General features: G+C 71.0%; 16 protein-coding genes. 12 read left to right on the top strand and 4 right to left on the bottom strand.

Annotated elements, in window-relative coordinates:
• Positions 1–66: 66 nt before the first annotated feature.
• Complete coding sequence (locus AC07DI_RS01730; protein ID WP_478901485.1) at positions 67–1059, top strand: 4-hydroxy-3-methylbut-2-enyl diphosphate reductase; 993 nt, start codon at positions 67–69, stop codon at positions 1057–1059.
• Positions 1060–1086: 27 nt separating this feature from the next.
• On the top strand, positions 1087–1842 hold the full coding sequence (ppgK, locus tag AC07DI_RS01725; RefSeq protein WP_384262227.1) for a polyphosphate--glucose phosphotransferase: 756 nt from the start codon (positions 1087–1089) through the stop codon (positions 1840–1842).
• Between the two features lie 36 nt (positions 1843–1878).
• Here the strand turns inward: ppgK and AC07DI_RS01720 are convergent, their stop codons facing one another.
• Positions 1879–2526, bottom strand: a complete 648-nt coding sequence (locus AC07DI_RS01720; protein WP_384262229.1) for a DUF6542 domain-containing protein — start codon at positions 2524–2526, stop codon at positions 1879–1881.
• 197 nt (positions 2527–2723) lie between these two features.
• Between AC07DI_RS01720 and ychF the strand changes: the two genes are divergently transcribed.
• The 3 genes from ychF to AC07DI_RS01705 all read left to right on the top strand — a co-directional run bounded on the left by ychF (position 2724) and on the right by AC07DI_RS01705 (position 4992).
• A complete protein-coding gene (ychF, locus tag AC07DI_RS01715) occupies positions 2724–3812 on the top strand; it encodes a redox-regulated ATPase YchF (protein ID WP_384262232.1) in 1089 nt (362 codons plus the stop codon).
• A 515-nt stretch (positions 3813–4327) separates the two neighbouring features.
• On the top strand, positions 4328–4579 hold the full coding sequence (locus tag AC07DI_RS01710) for a type II toxin-antitoxin system VapB family antitoxin (RefSeq protein ID WP_093812987.1): 252 nt from the start codon (positions 4328–4330) through the stop codon (positions 4577–4579).
• Positions 4576–4992 (top strand): PIN domain-containing protein, encoded by a 417-nt coding sequence (locus tag AC07DI_RS01705; RefSeq protein ID WP_478901482.1) that lies wholly within the window; start codon positions 4576–4578, stop codon positions 4990–4992. Before AC07DI_RS01710 ends, AC07DI_RS01705 begins: the two co-directional genes overlap by 4 nt.
• Before the next feature lie 26 nt (positions 4993–5018).
• Here AC07DI_RS01705 and AC07DI_RS01700 read toward each other — a convergent pair whose 3' ends face one another.
• A complete protein-coding gene (locus AC07DI_RS01700; protein WP_478901480.1) occupies positions 5019–6176 on the bottom strand; it encodes a threonine synthase in 1158 nt (385 codons plus the stop codon).
• A 373-nt stretch (positions 6177–6549) separates the two neighbouring features.
• Between AC07DI_RS01700 and AC07DI_RS01695 the strand changes: the two genes are divergently transcribed.
• Entirely contained in the window at positions 6550–8124 is a 1575-nt protein-coding gene (locus AC07DI_RS01695; RefSeq protein ID WP_478901479.1) for a S8 family peptidase, read from the top strand.
• A 10-nt stretch (positions 8125–8134) separates the two neighbouring features.
• Here AC07DI_RS01695 and AC07DI_RS01690 read toward each other — a convergent pair whose 3' ends face one another.
• Complete coding sequence (locus tag AC07DI_RS01690; RefSeq protein ID WP_478901478.1) at positions 8135–9361, bottom strand: serpin family protein; 1227 nt, start codon at positions 9359–9361, stop codon at positions 8135–8137.
• A 213-nt stretch (positions 9362–9574) separates the two neighbouring features.
• On the opposite strand from AC07DI_RS01690, the gene AC07DI_RS01685 reads away from it, so the two are divergent.
• The 6 genes from AC07DI_RS01685 (at position 9575) to AC07DI_RS01660 (ending at position 15607) form a co-directional block, all read left to right on the top strand.
• A complete protein-coding gene (locus tag AC07DI_RS01685; RefSeq protein ID WP_478901477.1) occupies positions 9575–10249 on the top strand; it encodes a DUF4190 domain-containing protein in 675 nt (224 codons plus the stop codon).
• Positions 10250–10424: 175 nt separating this feature from the next.
• Entirely contained in the window at positions 10425–11180 is a 756-nt protein-coding gene (locus AC07DI_RS01680) for a GntR family transcriptional regulator (RefSeq protein ID WP_384262253.1), read from the top strand.
• A 250-nt stretch (positions 11181–11430) separates the two neighbouring features.
• On the top strand, positions 11431–11616 hold the full coding sequence (locus tag AC07DI_RS01675; protein WP_384262255.1) for an SPOR domain-containing protein: 186 nt from the start codon (positions 11431–11433) through the stop codon (positions 11614–11616).
• Between the two features lie 54 nt (positions 11617–11670).
• A complete protein-coding gene (locus AC07DI_RS01670; protein WP_478901474.1) occupies positions 11671–12123 on the top strand; it encodes a (deoxy)nucleoside triphosphate pyrophosphohydrolase in 453 nt (150 codons plus the stop codon).
• Positions 12124–12239: 116 nt separating this feature from the next.
• Entirely contained in the window at positions 12240–12656 is a 417-nt protein-coding gene (locus tag AC07DI_RS01665) for an ATP-binding protein (protein ID WP_384262259.1), read from the top strand.
• 173 nt (positions 12657–12829) lie between these two features.
• Entirely contained in the window at positions 12830–15607 is a 2778-nt protein-coding gene (locus tag AC07DI_RS01660) for a SpoIIE family protein phosphatase (protein ID WP_478901472.1), read from the top strand.
• A 137-nt stretch (positions 15608–15744) separates the two neighbouring features.
• Here AC07DI_RS01660 and AC07DI_RS01655 read toward each other — a convergent pair whose 3' ends face one another.
• Positions 15745–16773, bottom strand: coding sequence for a hypothetical protein (locus AC07DI_RS01655; protein ID WP_478901471.1), 1029 nt, complete (start codon positions 16771–16773; stop codon positions 15745–15747).
• Between the last annotated feature and the right edge of the window lie 14 nt (positions 16774–16787).

Below are 16787 nucleotides of genomic sequence, written 5' to 3'. Positions count from 1 at the left end.
TAGATCAACGCAGGCCCCCAGTCTCCCCAACCGGGCGATCTTTGACGCGCTGGACGCGGCCTTACGATGGTGCGTATGACTGCTACGCCTGGCACCCGCCGTGTCCTGCTCGCCGCTCCCCGTGGCTACTGCGCCGGCGTGGACCGTGCCGTGATCGCCGTCGAGAAGGCCCTGGAGCAGTACGGGGCCCCGATCTACGTCCGCCACGAGATCGTCCACAACAAGTACGTGGTGCAGACCCTGGAGAAGAAGGGCGCGATCTTCGTCGAGCAGACGGAGGAGGTCCCCGAGGGCTCCATCGTCATGTTCTCCGCGCACGGTGTCGCGCCGACCGTCCACGCGGAGGCCGCCGAGCGCAAGCTCGCGACCATCGACGCGACGTGCCCGCTGGTCACGAAGGTCCACAAGGAAGCGGTCCGGTTCGCCAAGGAGGACTTCGACATCCTCCTCATCGGGCACGAGGGCCACGAGGAAGTCATCGGCACGTCCGGCGAGGCGCCCGACCACATCACGCTGGTCGACGGCCCCGACGACGTCGCGAACGTCGAGGTGCGCGACCCCGACAAGGTCGTCTGGCTCTCCCAGACCACGCTCTCCGTCGACGAGACGATGGAGACGGTCGACGCCCTGAAGGGCAAGTTCCCCAACCTGCTCTCGCCGCCCAGCGACGACATCTGCTACGCCACGCAGAACCGCCAGACCGCCGTGAAGAAGCTCGCCGAGGACGCCGAGCTGGTCATCGTCGTCGGCTCCAAGAACTCCTCGAACTCCATCCGCATGGTCGAGGTTGCCCTGGACGCGGGCGCCGCCGCCTCGTACCTGGTCGACAAGGCCGACGAGATCGACGAGGCCTGGCTGGAGGGCGTGACCACGGTCGGCCTGACCTCGGGCGCCTCCGTGCCGGACGTCCTGGTGGACGGCGTCATCGAGTGGCTGGCCGAGCGGGGCTACGGCGACGTGGAGACGGTGAAGACCGCCGAGGAGTCCATCACCTTCTCCCTCCCCAAGGAGCTCCGCAGGGACCTGCGCGCCGAGGCGGCCGAGCTGTCCCAGCGCTGAGCACGAGCGCGTCGTACGGTGGGAGCCATGCAGATCTTCGGTGTGGACATCGGCGGATCAGGGATCAAGGGCGCTCCCGTGGACCTGGACCGTGGAGACCTGACGCAAGAGCGGCACAAGGTACTGACCCCGCATCCGGCGACGCCGGACGCCGTGGTCGAGGGAGTGCGCGAGGTCGTCGAGCACTTCGGCTGGAAGGGCGCCATCGGGGCGACCTTCCCCGGAGTGATCGCCGGCGGCACGGCGCGGACGGCCGCCAACGTCGACAAGAGCTGGATCGGTACGGACATCCAGGCGCTGATCGCCGACCGCCTCGGCGGCGTTCCGGTCACCGTCCTGAACGACGCGGACGCGGCGGGCGTCGCCGAGATGCACTTCGGCGCGGGCCGCGGCCGTACCGGCACGGTCCTTCTGCTCACCCTCGGCACGGGCATCGGCAGCGCGCTCTTCACCAACGGCAGACTCGTCCCGAACACCGAGCTCGGCCACCTCGAACTGCGCGGCCACGACGCGGAGAAGAAGGCCTCCTCCAAGGCGCGCGAGGACGAGGACCTGAGCTGGGAGCACTGGGCGCGCCGCGTACAGAAGTACCTCGCGCACGTGGAGATGCTGTTCTCGCCGGAACTGTTCATCATCGGCGGCGGGGTGAGCCGCAAGGCGCACAAGTTCCTGCCGCTCATCGAGGGCATCACCGCGGAGATCGTCCCGGCCCAGCTGCAGAACGACGCGGGCATCGTGGGAGCGGCGATGGCGGCGGCGGAGGCGCAGACGTCGGCCGGGTGAGCCGGACACGTCGCGTGGGCCCCGCGGGGCCGGGGCTCACGCGACGGGCAGTCGCTTCCCGCCGGGCGGCGGCGGCGCCGGTGGCTGCTGCTTCTGCTGCGGGCCGGTCCTGCGCCGCTCCGTCATCAGCTGAACCCTGCGTACGATCACGATGAGTCCGGCGACGAGAGTCCCCCCGTACAGCCAGCCCGCGTGGAACGCCAGCGTCGTCACGAGCCCTATGAGCTGGCCGCCGAAGCCGCCCGACCCCTCGGAGATGGGCAGCACCCCGGCCGCGAAGGCGATCGGCACGCCCACCGGGGCGGTGACGAGGTCGGCCGGGCGCACCCACAGCGCCGTGAGCGCGGCCACGGGCAGGAACAGCACGCCGTACGCGACGACGGAGCCCCCGACCAGCCAGAGCAGGCACGCGAGCAGGAACATCACGGCCGTGCAGAAGAGCCCGCTGCCGAGCCCGGTCAGGCGGGGGTTCGGGATCCGCCGCAGCGTGCGGTACAGCGGGGTGCGGCGCAGGGCACGTACGAACGGTGGGGCGGGACGGCGTGGGCGCGGCGCGGCCCGGTACACGGTGCGCGACGCGGCGGGCCGGCCCTGCGGGGGCAGCGGGGCGGTCGTCCGGCGGGGCCGGGCCGGCGAGGTGCTCCTCGGGGCGGACTGAGGGGGGCGCGTCCTGTGTTGCTCCACTGGACCAACCTAGGCGGGACACGGCGCCGATCCGGTCGCGGGACACGCCTTTGGGACGACCTTGGCCATCCGTTCGAGGCCTGGATGACGGGCAGGCGGGGGCGTCGGCGGCACGCCGTAGACTGGGGGATCGCCCCACGGTCGCTCCGGCCCTCCGGGCCGTCCACCCACAGCCCTCACGTACGGGAAGTCGCAACGTGTCGCTCACGATCGGAATCGTCGGTCTGCCGAATGTCGGCAAGTCGACCCTGTTCAACGCCCTGACCAAGAACGACGTCCTTGCGGCCAACTACCCGTTCGCGACGATCGAGCCGAACGTGGGCGTGGTCGGTGTCCCCGACCCCCGCCTCACGAAACTGGCCGAGATCTTCTCCTCGCAGAAGGTCCTCCCCGCGACGGTCGACTTCGTCGACATCGCGGGCATCGTGCGCGGCGCGAGCGAGGGCGAGGGCCTGGGCAACAAGTTCCTCGCCAACATTCGCGAGTCGGACGCGATCTGCCAGGTCATCCGCGCCTTCAAGGACGAGAACGTCGTGCACGTCGACGGCAAGGTCTCGCCCAAGGACGACATCGAGACGATCAACACCGAGCTGATCCTCGCCGACCTCCAGACCATCGAGAAGGTCCTGCCGCGCCTCCAGAAGGAGTCGCGCATCAAGAAGGACGTCGCCCCGAAGGTGAAGGCGGTCGAGGAGGCCCAGGCGATCCTGGAAAAGGGCGACACGCTCTTCTCCGCCGGCATCGTCCAGGGCTCCGGCAAGGAGGAGCTCCTCCACGACCTCCACCTCCTCACCACCAAGCCCTTCCTCTACGTCTTCAACGTGGACGAGGACGAGCTGACGGACGACGACTTCAAGGCGGAGCAGCGCGCGCTCGTCGCCCCTGCCGAGGCGATCTTCCTCAACGCCAAGCTGGAGGCGGACCTCGCGGAGCTGGACGACGAGGAGGCCCTCGAACTCCTCCAGTCCGTGGGTCAGGAGGAGCCCGGCCTCGCCACGCTCGCCCACGTCGGCTTCCGCACGCTCGGCCTCCAGACCTACCTCACGGCAGGCCCGAAGGAATCCCGCGCCTGGACGATCAAAAAGGGCGCGACGGCGCCCGAGGCGGCCGGCGTCATCCACACCGACTTCCAGAAGGGCTTCATCAAGGCCGAGGTCATCTCTTTCGAGGACCTGGTCGAGACGGGCTCAGTGGCCGACGCCCGCGCGGCGGGCAAGGCCCGCATGGAAGGCAAGGAGTATGTGATGCAGGACGGGGATGTGGTGGAGTTCCGGTTCAACGTGTAGCGGCTGACTTACCGCCACGTCGCTGATCTGGCAAACATGCAGGTCAGGGAGGGTCCGACTCTTCGGGGTCGGGCCCTTTGTATTTTCCCGTGCTGGGTTGGTGCTGGGATAGCCGACCCCTCGTCACCTGTCGTCATCCCTGGTCATCCGTACCGTGCTGGGATTGAGCTGGGACGTGGATGGGCCGCCGGTGTCAGGTTCCACTCTGAATGAGTCCTCCTAGACCACGAGCCGATCGTCGGGGGAGCGCAGTCTGCCGCACCCGGGTTCGTTCTTGCCGGTTTGCGGAGTGGCCGCTCCGGCAACATCGCGCCGATTCGTTCGCCGAGTCCCAGATCAGAGAGTTCGTGCAGGGTCTCGTCCAGCGGTTGCTCGCCGATCCGAAGCTGATCAACCAGTCCAGGTCGTGCTCCCGACTCTGGTCGAGCACCCTCGACCCGCTCCAGCATTTTGATGCCATTTCTTAGGTCTAATTGATATCGTTGTTGGGGCGTCGAGCTGTGGAGGGACAACTGATGGCCAGGACTGTGATCGATCTGGACGACGAGATCGTCGAGCAGGCGATGCGGGTGTACGGGGCGAAGACGAAGGCTGCCGCAGTGCGGGCGGCTATGGAGGAGGGGGTGAAGCTGCGACTGCGCCGGGAGTTGTTCGACGCCATGGACGAGGGCGAGTTCGAGGACGTGTTTGCGGAGATCCGCTCGCAGACGGGGCCGCGGAATCCGGATGGCTCTCTGAAGCGTGAAGGCGGGGCCTCGGCGGCGTGATCGGGCGCTACCTCATCGACAAGTCGGCGCTGGCCCGCCGGGGCAAACCAGCGGTGCGGGCTCGGCTGGATGCGCTGGATCGCGATGGGCTCCTGGCTGTGTGCGCCCCGACTGAGTACGAGGTTCTGTACTCGGCACGAGGGAAGCCCGAGGCGCTGCGGTTGCGGACCCTGCTCCGTGGATTCGACTACCTGCCCTGCAATGACGAGGAGTTCGAGCGGGCGCTCGAGATCCAGGCTCTGGCCCTCAACGCCGGCTTTCACCGGGCGCTGTCGCTGGCCGACGTCCTCATCGCGGCAACCGCTGAGCGGCATCGAGCCACGGTCCTGCACTATGACGGCGACTTCGACATGATTGCTTCATTGAGCGGACTGCAAGCCGAGTGGGTCGTGGAGCCAGGCACCGCCGACTGAGCCGGTGTTTTCGGTGTCGAATCCTTTTACCCCGCCAGCCCCGTCTTCGCCCCCGCCCCGCACAGCGGGACCACCACCGAGCGGTCCTCGAACACACCGGCCCCGGACACGCCGGCCCCGGCCGCGCCCTCCCGTACCGCCGCCCAGCACGCCACCCCCGTCGATTCGACATAGAGGCCGCGCGACGCCAAGTCGGTCTGGGCCGTGCGGATCTGCTGCTCCGTCACCGTGAGGAAGCCGCCCCCGGAGTCACGTACCGCCCGGAGGATCTGTCGTGCCCGGAGTGGCCGTGGGATCGCGATGCCCTCCGCGAAGGTGGGCGCCATCGGGGTCTCGCCGACCAGGTCTTCCGCACCGGCCCGCCACGCCTCGGCGAGCGGGGCGACCGCCGCGGACTGCACGGCGTACAGCGCCGGTCGGCTCTTGATGAGTCCGGCCCCGTACAGCTCCCGCACCGCGAGCGCCGCGCCGAGCAGCAGGGTGCCGTTGCCGACGGGGACGACGAGTGCGTCGGGCAGCGTGCCGCCGAGGTCTTCCCAGAGTTCGTGGACGTACGTCTTCGTGCCGTGCAGGAAGTAGGGGTTGTGGACGTGGGAGGCGTAGAACGTGCCGGTGGTGTCGGCGGCGGCGCGGGCCGTGCGGGCCGCCGCCTCGCGGTCGCCTTCGACCACTTCGAGCCGCGCCCCGTGCGCGCCGATCTGCTCCAGCTTCTTCGGTGACGTACCGGCGGGGACGTACACCGTGCAGGGGAGCCCGGCCCGCGCGCAGTACGCGGCGACGGCCGTGCCCGCGTTGCCGCTGCTGTCGGCGATCACCCGGTCCGGGCCAAGGCGCCGCGCGAGGGCGGCGAGGACGACCGCTCCGCGGTCCTTGAAGGAGAGCGTCGGCATCAGGAAGTCCAGCTTGGCCGAAACCCGTCCCTCCAGTTCGACCAGGGGCGTGCGGCCCTCGCCGAGAGAGATCGACGGGGTCGGCAGCGGCAGGGTCTCCGCGTACCGCCACAGGGAGTTCACCCGCCGGGACAGGCTGTCGAGCGGTGCGGGTACGGGGGAGAAGTCCAGGTCGAGAGGGCCGCGACAGGCGGGGCACGACCAGGCGAGCGTGGTCGACGCGACGCGTGTTCCGTCGTTCGGGCAGACGTAGTCCGGGAGGGCGGGCAGGTGGGGCTCCGTCACAGGGGTCATGCGCGCAGGCTAGTTGGGGCGGTTGGTGGCAGTTGGTGGTGGTGATGGCCGTGTGGCGCGCAGGGTTCGGCGCCAGGCCGGTGCGGCGTAAATAACGGTGCGCGAACGCCGTGTTACGTCCTGTCCTGACCCTTGTGAGTTTCCTATGGACCCGCCAATCTTTCGTTCTGACAGAGGCAAGAGCGGGTGAGTCCACTTGACATGACCCTGTCGTATTCCCCTGTCGGTGTGGGCATCACGGCATCACGGCATCACGGCATCACGGCATCACGGCATCACGGCATCACGGCATCACGGCACCACTCCGCACCGACCCGCATCACCCCGCACCAATCCCCCACCAGCGCACCACCTATTGAGGAGGACCCCTCAGATGGCAGTGACGCGTCACAACCGCCGAAGACTGGCCGGGATCAGCACGACCGCGGTCGCGGCCCTCGCCCTCGGCGTCGTCTCCGCCCTCCCGGCGGATGCCCGGCCGGACCGGGCGGAAGGTGCGATCGAGAACGCCGGCGCCCCCGGAGTGATCAAGAACAGCTACATCGTGAGCCTCGACAAGAACGCGCCGAAGGCCCGCTCCGCCGAGGGCAAGGCCCTGGCCAAGGAGTACGGCGCCAAGATCGAGCGGACCTACGACAAGGCCCTCAACGGCTACGCGGTCGAGCTCTCCGAGGCCGCGGCGAAGAAGTTCGCCGCCGACCCCGCGGTCGACATGGTCGTGCAGAACCGGACGTTCACCGCCACCGCGACCCAGAACAACCCGCCGTCCTGGGGCCTGGACCGCATCGACCAGAAGAACCTGCCGCTCGACCAGAAGTACACCTACCCGGACTCCGCGGGCGAGGGCGTCACCGCGTACATCATCGACACCGGTGTCCGCATCAGCCACAGCGACTTAGGCGGGCGCGCCTCCTACGGCTACGACGCCGTCGACAACGACAACACCGCGCAGGACGGCCACGGCCACGGCACGCACGTCTCCGGCACCGTCGCGGGGACCCTGCACGGCGTCGCCAAGAAGGCCAAGATCGTCGGCGTCCGTGTCCTGAACAACCAGGGCTCGGGCACCACCGCGCAGGTCGTCGCGGGCATCGACTGGGTGACCAAGAACGCGGTCAAGCCGGCCGTCGCCAACATGTCGCTCGGCGGCGGCGCCGACAGCGCGCTCGACACGGCGGTACGCAACTCCATCGCGTCCGGCGTCACGTATGCCGTGGCGGCGGGCAACGAGTCGACCGACGCGTCGACCAAGTCCCCCGCACGCGTGGCCGAGGCCATCACCGTCGGCGCCACGACCAGCACCGACGCGCGGGCGAGCTACTCCAACTACGGCAGCATCCTCGACATCTTCGCCCCGGGCTCCTCGATCACCTCGACGTGGAACACCAGCGACAGCGCGACCAACACCATCTCCGGCACGTCGATGGCCTCTCCGCACGTCGCGGGCGCAGCCGCGATCTACCTGGGCCAGAACCCCAATTCGACCCCGGCGCAGGTGTCCGCCGCCCTGGTCAGTGCCGCCTCGACCGGCGTCGTCGGCAGCCCCGGATCGGGCTCCCCCAACCGTCTCCTGAACGTCACCGGAGGCACCACCAACCCGCCGGGCAAGTCGTTCAGCAACACCGACGACTACGCGATCAACGACAACGCCACGGCCGAGTCGCCGATCAACGTCACGGGCGTCGAGGGCTCGGCACCGGCCGCGCTCGCCGTGCCGGTCACCATCCAGCACACCTACATCGGCGACCTCCAGGTCCAGCTGATCGCCCCCGATGGCACCGCGTACACCCTCAAGGGGTACGGCACCGGCGGCAGCTCGGACAACATCAACACCACGTACACCGTGAACGCCTCCTCGGAGACGGCCAACGGCACGTGGAAGCTGCGCGTCAGCGACAACGCCGCACAGGACACCGGGAAGATCGACTCCTGGGGGCTGCAGTTCTAGGGCGCATGGCCTAGGCGGGCAAGTCCCTGTCCGCGTCCTCGCGGTACGGCTCCGGGTCGGTTACCCAGCCTGCCGCGAGGGCGAGGCGCGAGGTGCGGTGGACGGCGAGGAAGCCGAAGGGGCGGTCGAAGGTGGCGTGCACCTCGGTGGTGACGTAACGCTCCTCGGGTACGCCCATGGCGGCCACGTCGAACGCGGTGGCGGCCGCGGCCCGGAAGCCGAGCGCCCCGAACGTCGCCGTCGCCGCCTGCCCGCCCCGCTGGAGCGCCAGGGGTTCGGCGGCGATCCCCGGGAAGTGGCCGTGCGTCCCGTCCCCCGCCGCCGTCAGGCCGAACAGTTCGTGCCGCCGCATCAGGTCGTGCTCCGCGGTGAGGGTGAACGCCACGGTGTCGACGTGCAGCGTCGGCGGACGGGGGCGCGCGGCGCGCACCTTGCGCACGCTCAGTCCCGGACCCACGTCGCCGTACGGCAGTTGAGGCCCGGGGAGCACCGGGAGCCCGCGGGCCAGCGCGTCCACGCCCGCGCCGAGCACCCGGCCGGGCGCCATGTGCCCCTCACCCAGCAGCAGATGCACGTCGATCCCGGTGTCGCCGAGCACTTCCAGCCGCGTCACGGCCCCGGACGGGCTCTGTGCGACGCCGACGCGGTCGAGGAGCGACGTCGAGCGGTACAGGGAGGTCAGCGCCCGGCCCTTCCAAGGCCCTGCCACAGGCCACAGCACGCCCTCGTCGAAGGGCTGGAACCAGTCCGTCCGCAGCGCCGGCGCACTCGCCAGGACGAACCCGGTCTCGTCGTCCGGCCGGGTCGGCAGCCGTTCGATCTGTCCGCCGGTCCGCCGGGACGCCCACGCGTCGAGGGCCGCCGCGTCCGCGTCCTGGTCCCCGGTCAGCACCCCCAGCGCCGCCACCGGCACCCCCTTGCGCCACGCGTCCCGCAGCGTCAGCGTGCGCTTGGTCCACAGGCCCACCGCCGCGTCCACGCCCCGCATGGCGTCCAGTGAGGCCAGCAGCTCCCGTGCCGCGCCCGCCGCCTGGTCCGCCGGCAGCCCCACGGCGTCCGCGAGTTCGGCGCGGGCCGTGCCGTCCGCGCCGTCTGCGAGGAGCGCGAGGAGGGGCCAGACGCCGGGCGCCGAGAAGACGGTGCCGGTCCCGGCGGCGGCCGTCGCGGCCCACCGGGAGGTCAGACCGTTGACGGCCTGGACGACTGTCCGAGTTGTAGAGGTTTGCCGCCGGGTCAATGCTCCGCTCCCACCCCGATTACGATGCGTGAAGCCCTCCGCATCGCCCGCCCAGAATCCAGGAGCACGCTACCCGTGGACATACCGCCGCCGCCCGGCCCGTACGCGCCTCCTCCCGGGCAGGAGGGGGTTTGGGGTCAGGTCGGGCCGCCGCCCGGGCAGGTTCCGTACCAGCCGTGGCCCGGCCCGTACTCCCCGTACTCCCGACCGCCGGTGAACGGCTTCGCCATCGCCTCCCTGGTCCTCGGCATCCTCTGCTTCCTGCCCGGCGTCGGCCTGGTGCTCGGCCTGGTCGCGCTCGCACAGATCAAGAAGAAGGGTGAGCGCGGCAAGGGGCTGGCGGTCGCGGGCAGCATCGTCTCGGTGGTCGGTCTGCTGCTGCTCGTCCTCACCGTCGCCACGGGCGGCGCGCGCGATTTCGTGGAGGGTTTCCGTGACGCGGCGCGCGAGTCCCGGCAGGGCGCCGGCGGCTTCCCGGTCGACAAGGGCGGCTGCTTCGACGCCCCCGACGGAAGCATCGACTCCATGAAGTACGCGTTCCAGGTCGAGGAGGTCCCGTGCGCGGGGCGCCACGACGGTGAGGTCTTCGGGTCGTTCCGCCTGAACGACGCGCGCTATCCGGGGCAGGACGCGGTCGCCGAGCTCGCCCGGAGCAGGTGCACCGACCTCCAGTACGGCTACACCGGCGGCAACGGCGGCGGCAACGGTGACGGGCTCGGTGCAGGCGTCGCCGAGATCTACTACTTCATGCCCGACCGGACCACCTGGCGCCAGGGCGACCGCCACGTGACGTGCATCTTCGGCGCCGTGGATCCGGAGCATCCGCTCACCGGTTCCTTGCGTCGGGGCGCGTCGGCGTCGGACGGCGGCTCCGAAGAGCGTGTGTAGGACCTGAGACGCTTCCTCAATACCCTTGACTGCTCGCCATATCCGCGGAAAGGCCCTGCGTAAAGACCTGCGGGGGCAGACTTCATCACTTCGGGTGATTCCTTGGCCTTGGGTTGCATCCAACAACCCACGGTTGCCACGCTGTTGCTGTCTGTCAACCTGATGGGAGTGGCTAGTGACTTTCGGTGAGCAGCCGGCGTATCTGCGCGTCGCGGGTGATCTCCGCAAGAAGATCGTCGACGGTTCGCTGCCGCCGCACACCCGACTCCCCTCGCAGGCCAGGATCCGCGAGGAGTACGGGGTCTCCGACACGGTCGCCCTGGAGGCGCGCAAGGTCCTGATGGCCGAGGGGCTCGTCGAGGGCCGCTCCGGGTCCGGCACGTACGTACGGGAGCGCCCGGTCCCGCGCCGCATCGCCCGCACCGGATATCGCGCGGTGAACGGCGGTTCGACCCCCTTCCGTCAGGAGCAGGCCGCCGACAGCGCGCGCGGCACCTGGGAGTCCCGCAGTGAGCAGATCGAGGCGAGCGCCGCGGTCGCCGAGCGGCTCGCCGTCCGGCCGGGCGACCGCGTGATGTGTACGAAGTACGTGTTCCGGGACGCGGGCGAGGCCATGATGCTCTCCACCTCCTGGGAGCCCCTCGCCGTCACCGGCCGCACCCCCGTGATGCTCCCCGAGGAGGGCCCGCTCGGCGGCTGTGGAGTGGTGGAGCGGATGGCGGCCATCGACGTGATCGTGGACAACGTCGCGGAGGAGGTCGGCGCCCGCCCCGGCCTGGCGGAGGAGCTCAACGCGCTCGGTGGCGTCCCCGGCCATGTGGTCATCGTCGTCCACCGGACGTACTACGCGTCGGGCCGCCCGGTCGAGACGGCCGACGTCGTGGTGCCCGCCGACCGCTATCGGATCGCGTACCACCTGCCGGTGAAGTGACCGAGCCCGCCTGCTTGCCGGTGAGGTGAGCCGCCCGTCGCGTGGGCGTGCGGTCGACGGGGGCGCACTCACAGAGTGCGCCCCCGCGCGATGACCGGGTCCTGGCCGATAGCGGACCCCACGCGTACCTCTTTGTGCAAAGCCGTATCCGCTGAGTAAAGGTCGGGCGTAGGCTCGGGCATATGCGTATTGCGGTTTCCTTACTGATCGAGGCGTGGGGCGCGCCGGGGGTGGCGAGCGGAGGGGCGCGATGAATGACGGGACGGGCCTGCTGCCCTGGTTCGTGATACGGCAGGACGGCGACGGCAACCGCTATCGCGTGGGCAGGTACGCGACGAAGGCCGAGGCCCAGCGGATCGCGGACAGCCTCGACGACCGCGGTCACCGACAGCTCTACTCCATCGAGCGGATGAGCCAGAACGGCAGCGGCCGCTGAGCCGGACGCCTGCCGCCGCCGCGTCCGCTGGGGGTACGGCCTAGGCTCCGGCACATGAACGAATGCGATGTGCCGGTCGGACGCGAGGTGCCGGACGAGCGCGGCACGGCGGATGAACGCGTCGTGGTGGGTGCCGCCCTGTATGACGATGGGCGCCTGCTCGCCGCACGGCGCAGCGCGCCGCCCGAACTCGCGGGCGGCTGGGAGCTGCCCGGCGGCAAGGTCGAGCCCGGCGAGCGGTGCGAGGACGCGCTGGTGCGCGAGCTCCGCGAGGAACTGGGTGTCGAGACCGAACTGACCGGCCGCGTGCCCGGCCAGTGGCCCCTCTCCAAGGGGTACGTCCTTCGGGTATGGACGGCCCGGCTCGTCTCGGGCGAACCGCGGCCCCTGCAGGACCACGACGAGCTGCGCTGGCTCGCTCCTGACGCCGTCTGGTCGGTCGACTGGCTGACCGCGGACGTACCCGCCGTCACGGCGGCGCTCGCTCTGCCGCACGCCGCGCACTGACCCCGCCTACGCCGTTCGTGCCACAGTGCGTCGGAGTACGCGGTAAGCCGACCTGGATACCGGGTATGTGCCCATTAACCCCATGAAACCGGACAGGTTCAGCTACTGGTCTGGAAGTGATCGGCGTGATCGACACCGAAGGCGACTGCGCCGAGTGGGCCTTTCCCGCGGACCCCGGCGCGGTCCGCACCGCACGAGCCGTCGTCCGCAAACAGCTCGCCGACTGGGGCCTCGCGCCCCTCGGCGACGTCACCGTGCTGCTCGTCAGCGAGCTGGTGACCAATGCGCTGCGCCATGCCTCCGGGCCCATCGGCGTACGTCTCGTACGTCCCCCGAACCCCACCGGAACGCTCCTCGTGGAGGTGTCCGACCCCCTCCCCGACCCACCCCTCGAACGGATGGCCGCACCCGACGACGAGGGGGGACGCGGCCTTCAGCTGGTCTCCCGCTCGTCGCGGCGCTGGGGGACACGGTCCGGTCGAACGGGCAGGACGGGGAAGACGGTGTGGTTCGAGCTGGCCCTGCCGGGTTAGAAGACTGGCAGTGTGCGACAGCCGTCCGGCACAAGGGCGGCACGGGCCAAAAAGCGTCGAGTCCGTGCTGTGATCGTGAACGCCGTGTGGCGCGGCACCGTAGTGCTGGATACTGCGGTCAGCCGTATGCGGTGACCGGTGCCGGGCGCGGTGAGCTGGAGGGGACGGTTCGCGTGAGCGAGATACCAGCGAAGGCGACGGAGCGCGACGGGCCGTCGGGCGACGCGAGAAACCATGGGGGCACGGATGCCCGTGGGGCCGCGGATGCCTATGGGGCCGCGGATGACGCGACGGGCGACGGTCCGGTCGGCAGCGGTTCGTACGTCGGCGGTTCGTACGGCGACGGCGACGGCGGCGGCGATGTGCCGATGGACGAGACATGGCAGAGCAACCCACCCGGTTCGATCTACGACTACATCAAGGTCGCCTCGTTCTCGATCGGCCCCGACGGACTGGTCGACCAGTGGAGCGTGCGCGCCGAGCGGCTGTTCGGCGTGGCCGCGCGGGACGCCGTGGGCAAGGACCCCATCGAGGCCTTCGTACCGCCGGAGCTGCGCGCCGGGGGACACCGCAAGATGGCCGAGATCCTCGACGGACGGGAGTGGACGGGTGTCGTCCCCTTCCGCGTGCCGGAGGGCTCCGAGGACTTTCCCGCACCCGGCGGCGCGCCGTCCGGCAGCGGTTCCGGCGGCGGTTCCGGCGGCGGTTCCGGCGGCCTCGAGGGCGTCGCCGAGGTCTATGTCATGCCGACCGAGACGGAGGACGGCGAGCGGGCCGCGGTCTGCATCGTCGTCGACGTCCGCGCGCTCCGGCAGATCGAGACGGACCTCGCGGCCTCACAGGCCATTTTCGGCCAATCACCCTTCGGTTTCCTGCTGTTCGGCACCGACCTGAAGGTGCAGCGAGCCAACCGCCGGTTCGCCGACGTGTTCGGCGGCGGCATCGAGGACCAGCGCGGCCGCACCGTCCACGACTATCTGCCGCGCCACGAGGCCGACCGCATGGCCGCCGCCATGAAACGAGTCCTTGAGACCGGCGATTCCGTGACGGACATGCAGATAGTGGGCCCCGTGCCAGGCGGCACCGAGCGCAGGCACTGGTCGATCAACCTCTACCGCGTGCACAGCGGTTCGGGCCGCCCCATCGGCGTCGCGGGCCTCGGCACCGACGTCACCCGCCGGCACGCCGCCGCCCGCGAGGCCGCCCACGCGCGGCGCAATCTGGCCCTTCTGAACGAGGCGGGCGCCCGCATCGGCAACTCCCTCGACCTGGAGACCACCGCCAGGGAACTGCTCGACGTCGCCGTCCCCGGCTTCTGCGACCTCGCGTCCGTCGACCTCTACCAAGGCCTCCTCGACGGTGACGAGACGCCGCCGGGGCTCGCCGACGGCAGCGCGGACCTGCGTCGGGTGGCCTTCGCGAGCGCCGTCGCCGACGCCCCGTTCCCCGCGGGCACCGGGCCCGTCGACGTCGGTGCCGTGCACCGCTTCGCCTTCACCTCGCCCTGCGCCGACGCCCTGCGCGGCGCCCGCCCCCGGCTGATCACCGCGGACGACGACGATTCGGCGAGCCGGCGCACCGGCGGCCTCGTCCAGTCGACGCTCGCCGTGCCGATGGTCGCCCACGACACGGTGGTCGGCCTCGCCCAGTTCTCCCGTACGAAGGGCAGCGAGCCCTTCGGCGAACGCGACCGGACGCTCGCCGTCGAACTGGCCGCGCGCGCCGCCGTCTGCATCGACAACGCCCGCCTGTACCGCCGCGAGCACGAACGCGCGCTGATACTGCAACGGTCCCTGCTGCCGCCCGGCGACCCCGAGGCGTCCGGCCTCGACATCGCCTGCCGCTACCTGCCGGGCAACGCCGCGACGGAGGTCGGCGGCGACTGGTTCGACGTCATCGAGCTGCCGGGCCACCGCACGGCCCTGGTGGTCGGCGACGTCATGGGCCGCGGCCTGCGCGCCGCCGTCGCCATGGGGGAGCTGCGCACCGCCGTGCGCACCCTGGCACTCCTCGACCTGGAGCCCGCCGAGGTGCTCTCCGCCCTGGACGAGATCGCCAGCGGCCTCGGCAACCCGGCAGGGCCCCAGCAGGCCTCCCGCGCGGCGCGCAAGGCGGCGGACGCGGACCTCGGCGAGGTCTACCTCGCCACCTGTGTGTACGCGGTCTACGATGCCGTCACCCGCCGCTGCACCTTCGCCAACGCCGGCCATCTGCCGCCCGTCCTCGTGGAGCCCGGCGAGAGCGCGCTCATGCTCGACGTGCCGCCGGGCATGCCGCTCGGCGTCGGCGGCGAGCCCTTCGAGGACGTCCAGGTCGAACTCCCCGAGGGCGCCCTCCTCGCGCTCTACACCGACGGCCTCGTGGAATCCCGCCACCACCCGCTCGACGAGGGCCTCAACGCGTTGGTCAGCTCGCTCAACGACGCGCCGCCCGTCCTGGAGGACGTCTGCGACCACGTCCTGAACACGCTGGACACCCACCACGGGGAGGACGACATCGCCCTCCTCATGGCACGCGTCCAGGGCCTGCCCGCCGAGCACGTGGGCGACTGGACGCTGCCGCGTGAGCCGCAGTCGGTCGGCCGCGCCCGCGAACTGGCCTGCGACCAGCTGCGCTCCTGGGATCTCGACCGGCTCTGCGACACGGCGGAGCTGCTGGTCAGCGAACTCGTCACCAACGCCCTGCGGTACGGCGAGGGCGACATCCGGCTACGCCTGCTGCTCGACCGCACGCTGGTGTGCGAGGTGTGGGACGGCGGCTTCGTCCAGCCACGCCGCCGCCGGGCCAGGGACACCGACGAGGGCGGGCGCGGACTCCAACTGGTCGGACTGCTCAGCGCGGCGTGGGGTTCGCGCAGGACACCGCACGGCAAAACCGTGTGGTTCGAACTCGCGCTGCCGGGGGAGTCGGAGCCGATGGACGCGGCGGAGGCGCTGCTCAGCCTGTTCTGAGGGATGAGGAGGGAGGGGTGAGGTGGGGGTGTGAGGTGTGATGCCTGTGGTCTGGGGTCGCCTGAGGGCTGACGGCAGACGCGGGTGCCTCTCCTCGGACCGCGTCTCCCGGACGTCGGTGTGCCGGGCCGCGTCCGTCATCCGGTTCTGCTCCCCGGCGGCCTTCGCCCGCGCCACCGACGGGTCGCCCCTTCGGTCTGCGGCGCGTTCTTCTCCAGGGCGCGCAGCCGCTCGAGGCCCGCGCTCGCGGCGCCCAGGCGGTGGCCCGCGTCCGTGCACCGGGCGGCAATTTCGCCCAGCATGCGGCGCCTGGTCGGATCGTCCTCAGGGAACGCGTCGTCGAGCTTTTGCCGCAGCCGGAACGCCGCCGCCAGCTCGGCCTGCGCGTACGCGAGGGCCTCACCGAAGGGTCTGACCGCCTCCTCGCCGAACCCGGCGACAGCGGAACCTAGATCCTCGGCGCCGGTGCGGACCGCGGCCTCGGTCTCCACGAGAAGCAGGCGGGCCTCCTCGTCGAGCTCGGGGAGCGGGACGAGGCCGGGGCCGGGGCCGCCGGTATCGCCGCCCGCCCGCTGGCCCCGGCCGCCGCCGGGCGTCGTACGGGTGGCGACGCGCTTCCTGCGCCGCTTGCAGGTGATCGCCGCGGCGATCCCGGCCGCGCACGCCACCGCCACGGGGAGCACGAGGTCGCCGTTCATGGAACCGCCCGAGCCGTTCCTACCACCCTTGTCGCTCATGCCACCCGGGTCGGCCGAACCGGGGGTGATCGATGGGCTGGGAACCGGGGCGTCGGCGAGCACCGAGCGATAGCGGGTGACCACGTCCCGGAGCTGCGCGTCGCTGAGGTGCGCGGCGCTGAGCCGCGCATCGTCGCCCATGGCGGTGGCGCCCGCCCAACGCTGCGCGGAGCGGCCGGTGAAGTCGTGCGCGCAGACCACGAAGAGCTGCGCACCGCGGTCGTCGTGGAGCCGGTCGAGCGCCCGCTCGACGGCGCCCTCGTGGTCGCCGAGCGGGTCCGTCCGGTCGGTGACCTGCCCGGTACGTGAGAGCGTGACCGGCTCGTCCGCGACCGCGCCCGAGGGATACAGCACCGCGAACCCCCCGAGCAGCACGGCCACCACGGCCCCTGCTGCCCTCGCGGCGACCGTGCGCGGGGGCGGCGTCACATTCCGGAGCGTAG

This window comes from Streptomyces sp. NPDC044106, assembly GCF_056433985.1.
Note: the sequence above shows the minus strand (reverse complement) of the source record. Positions and strands in the feature narration are given on the sequence as shown.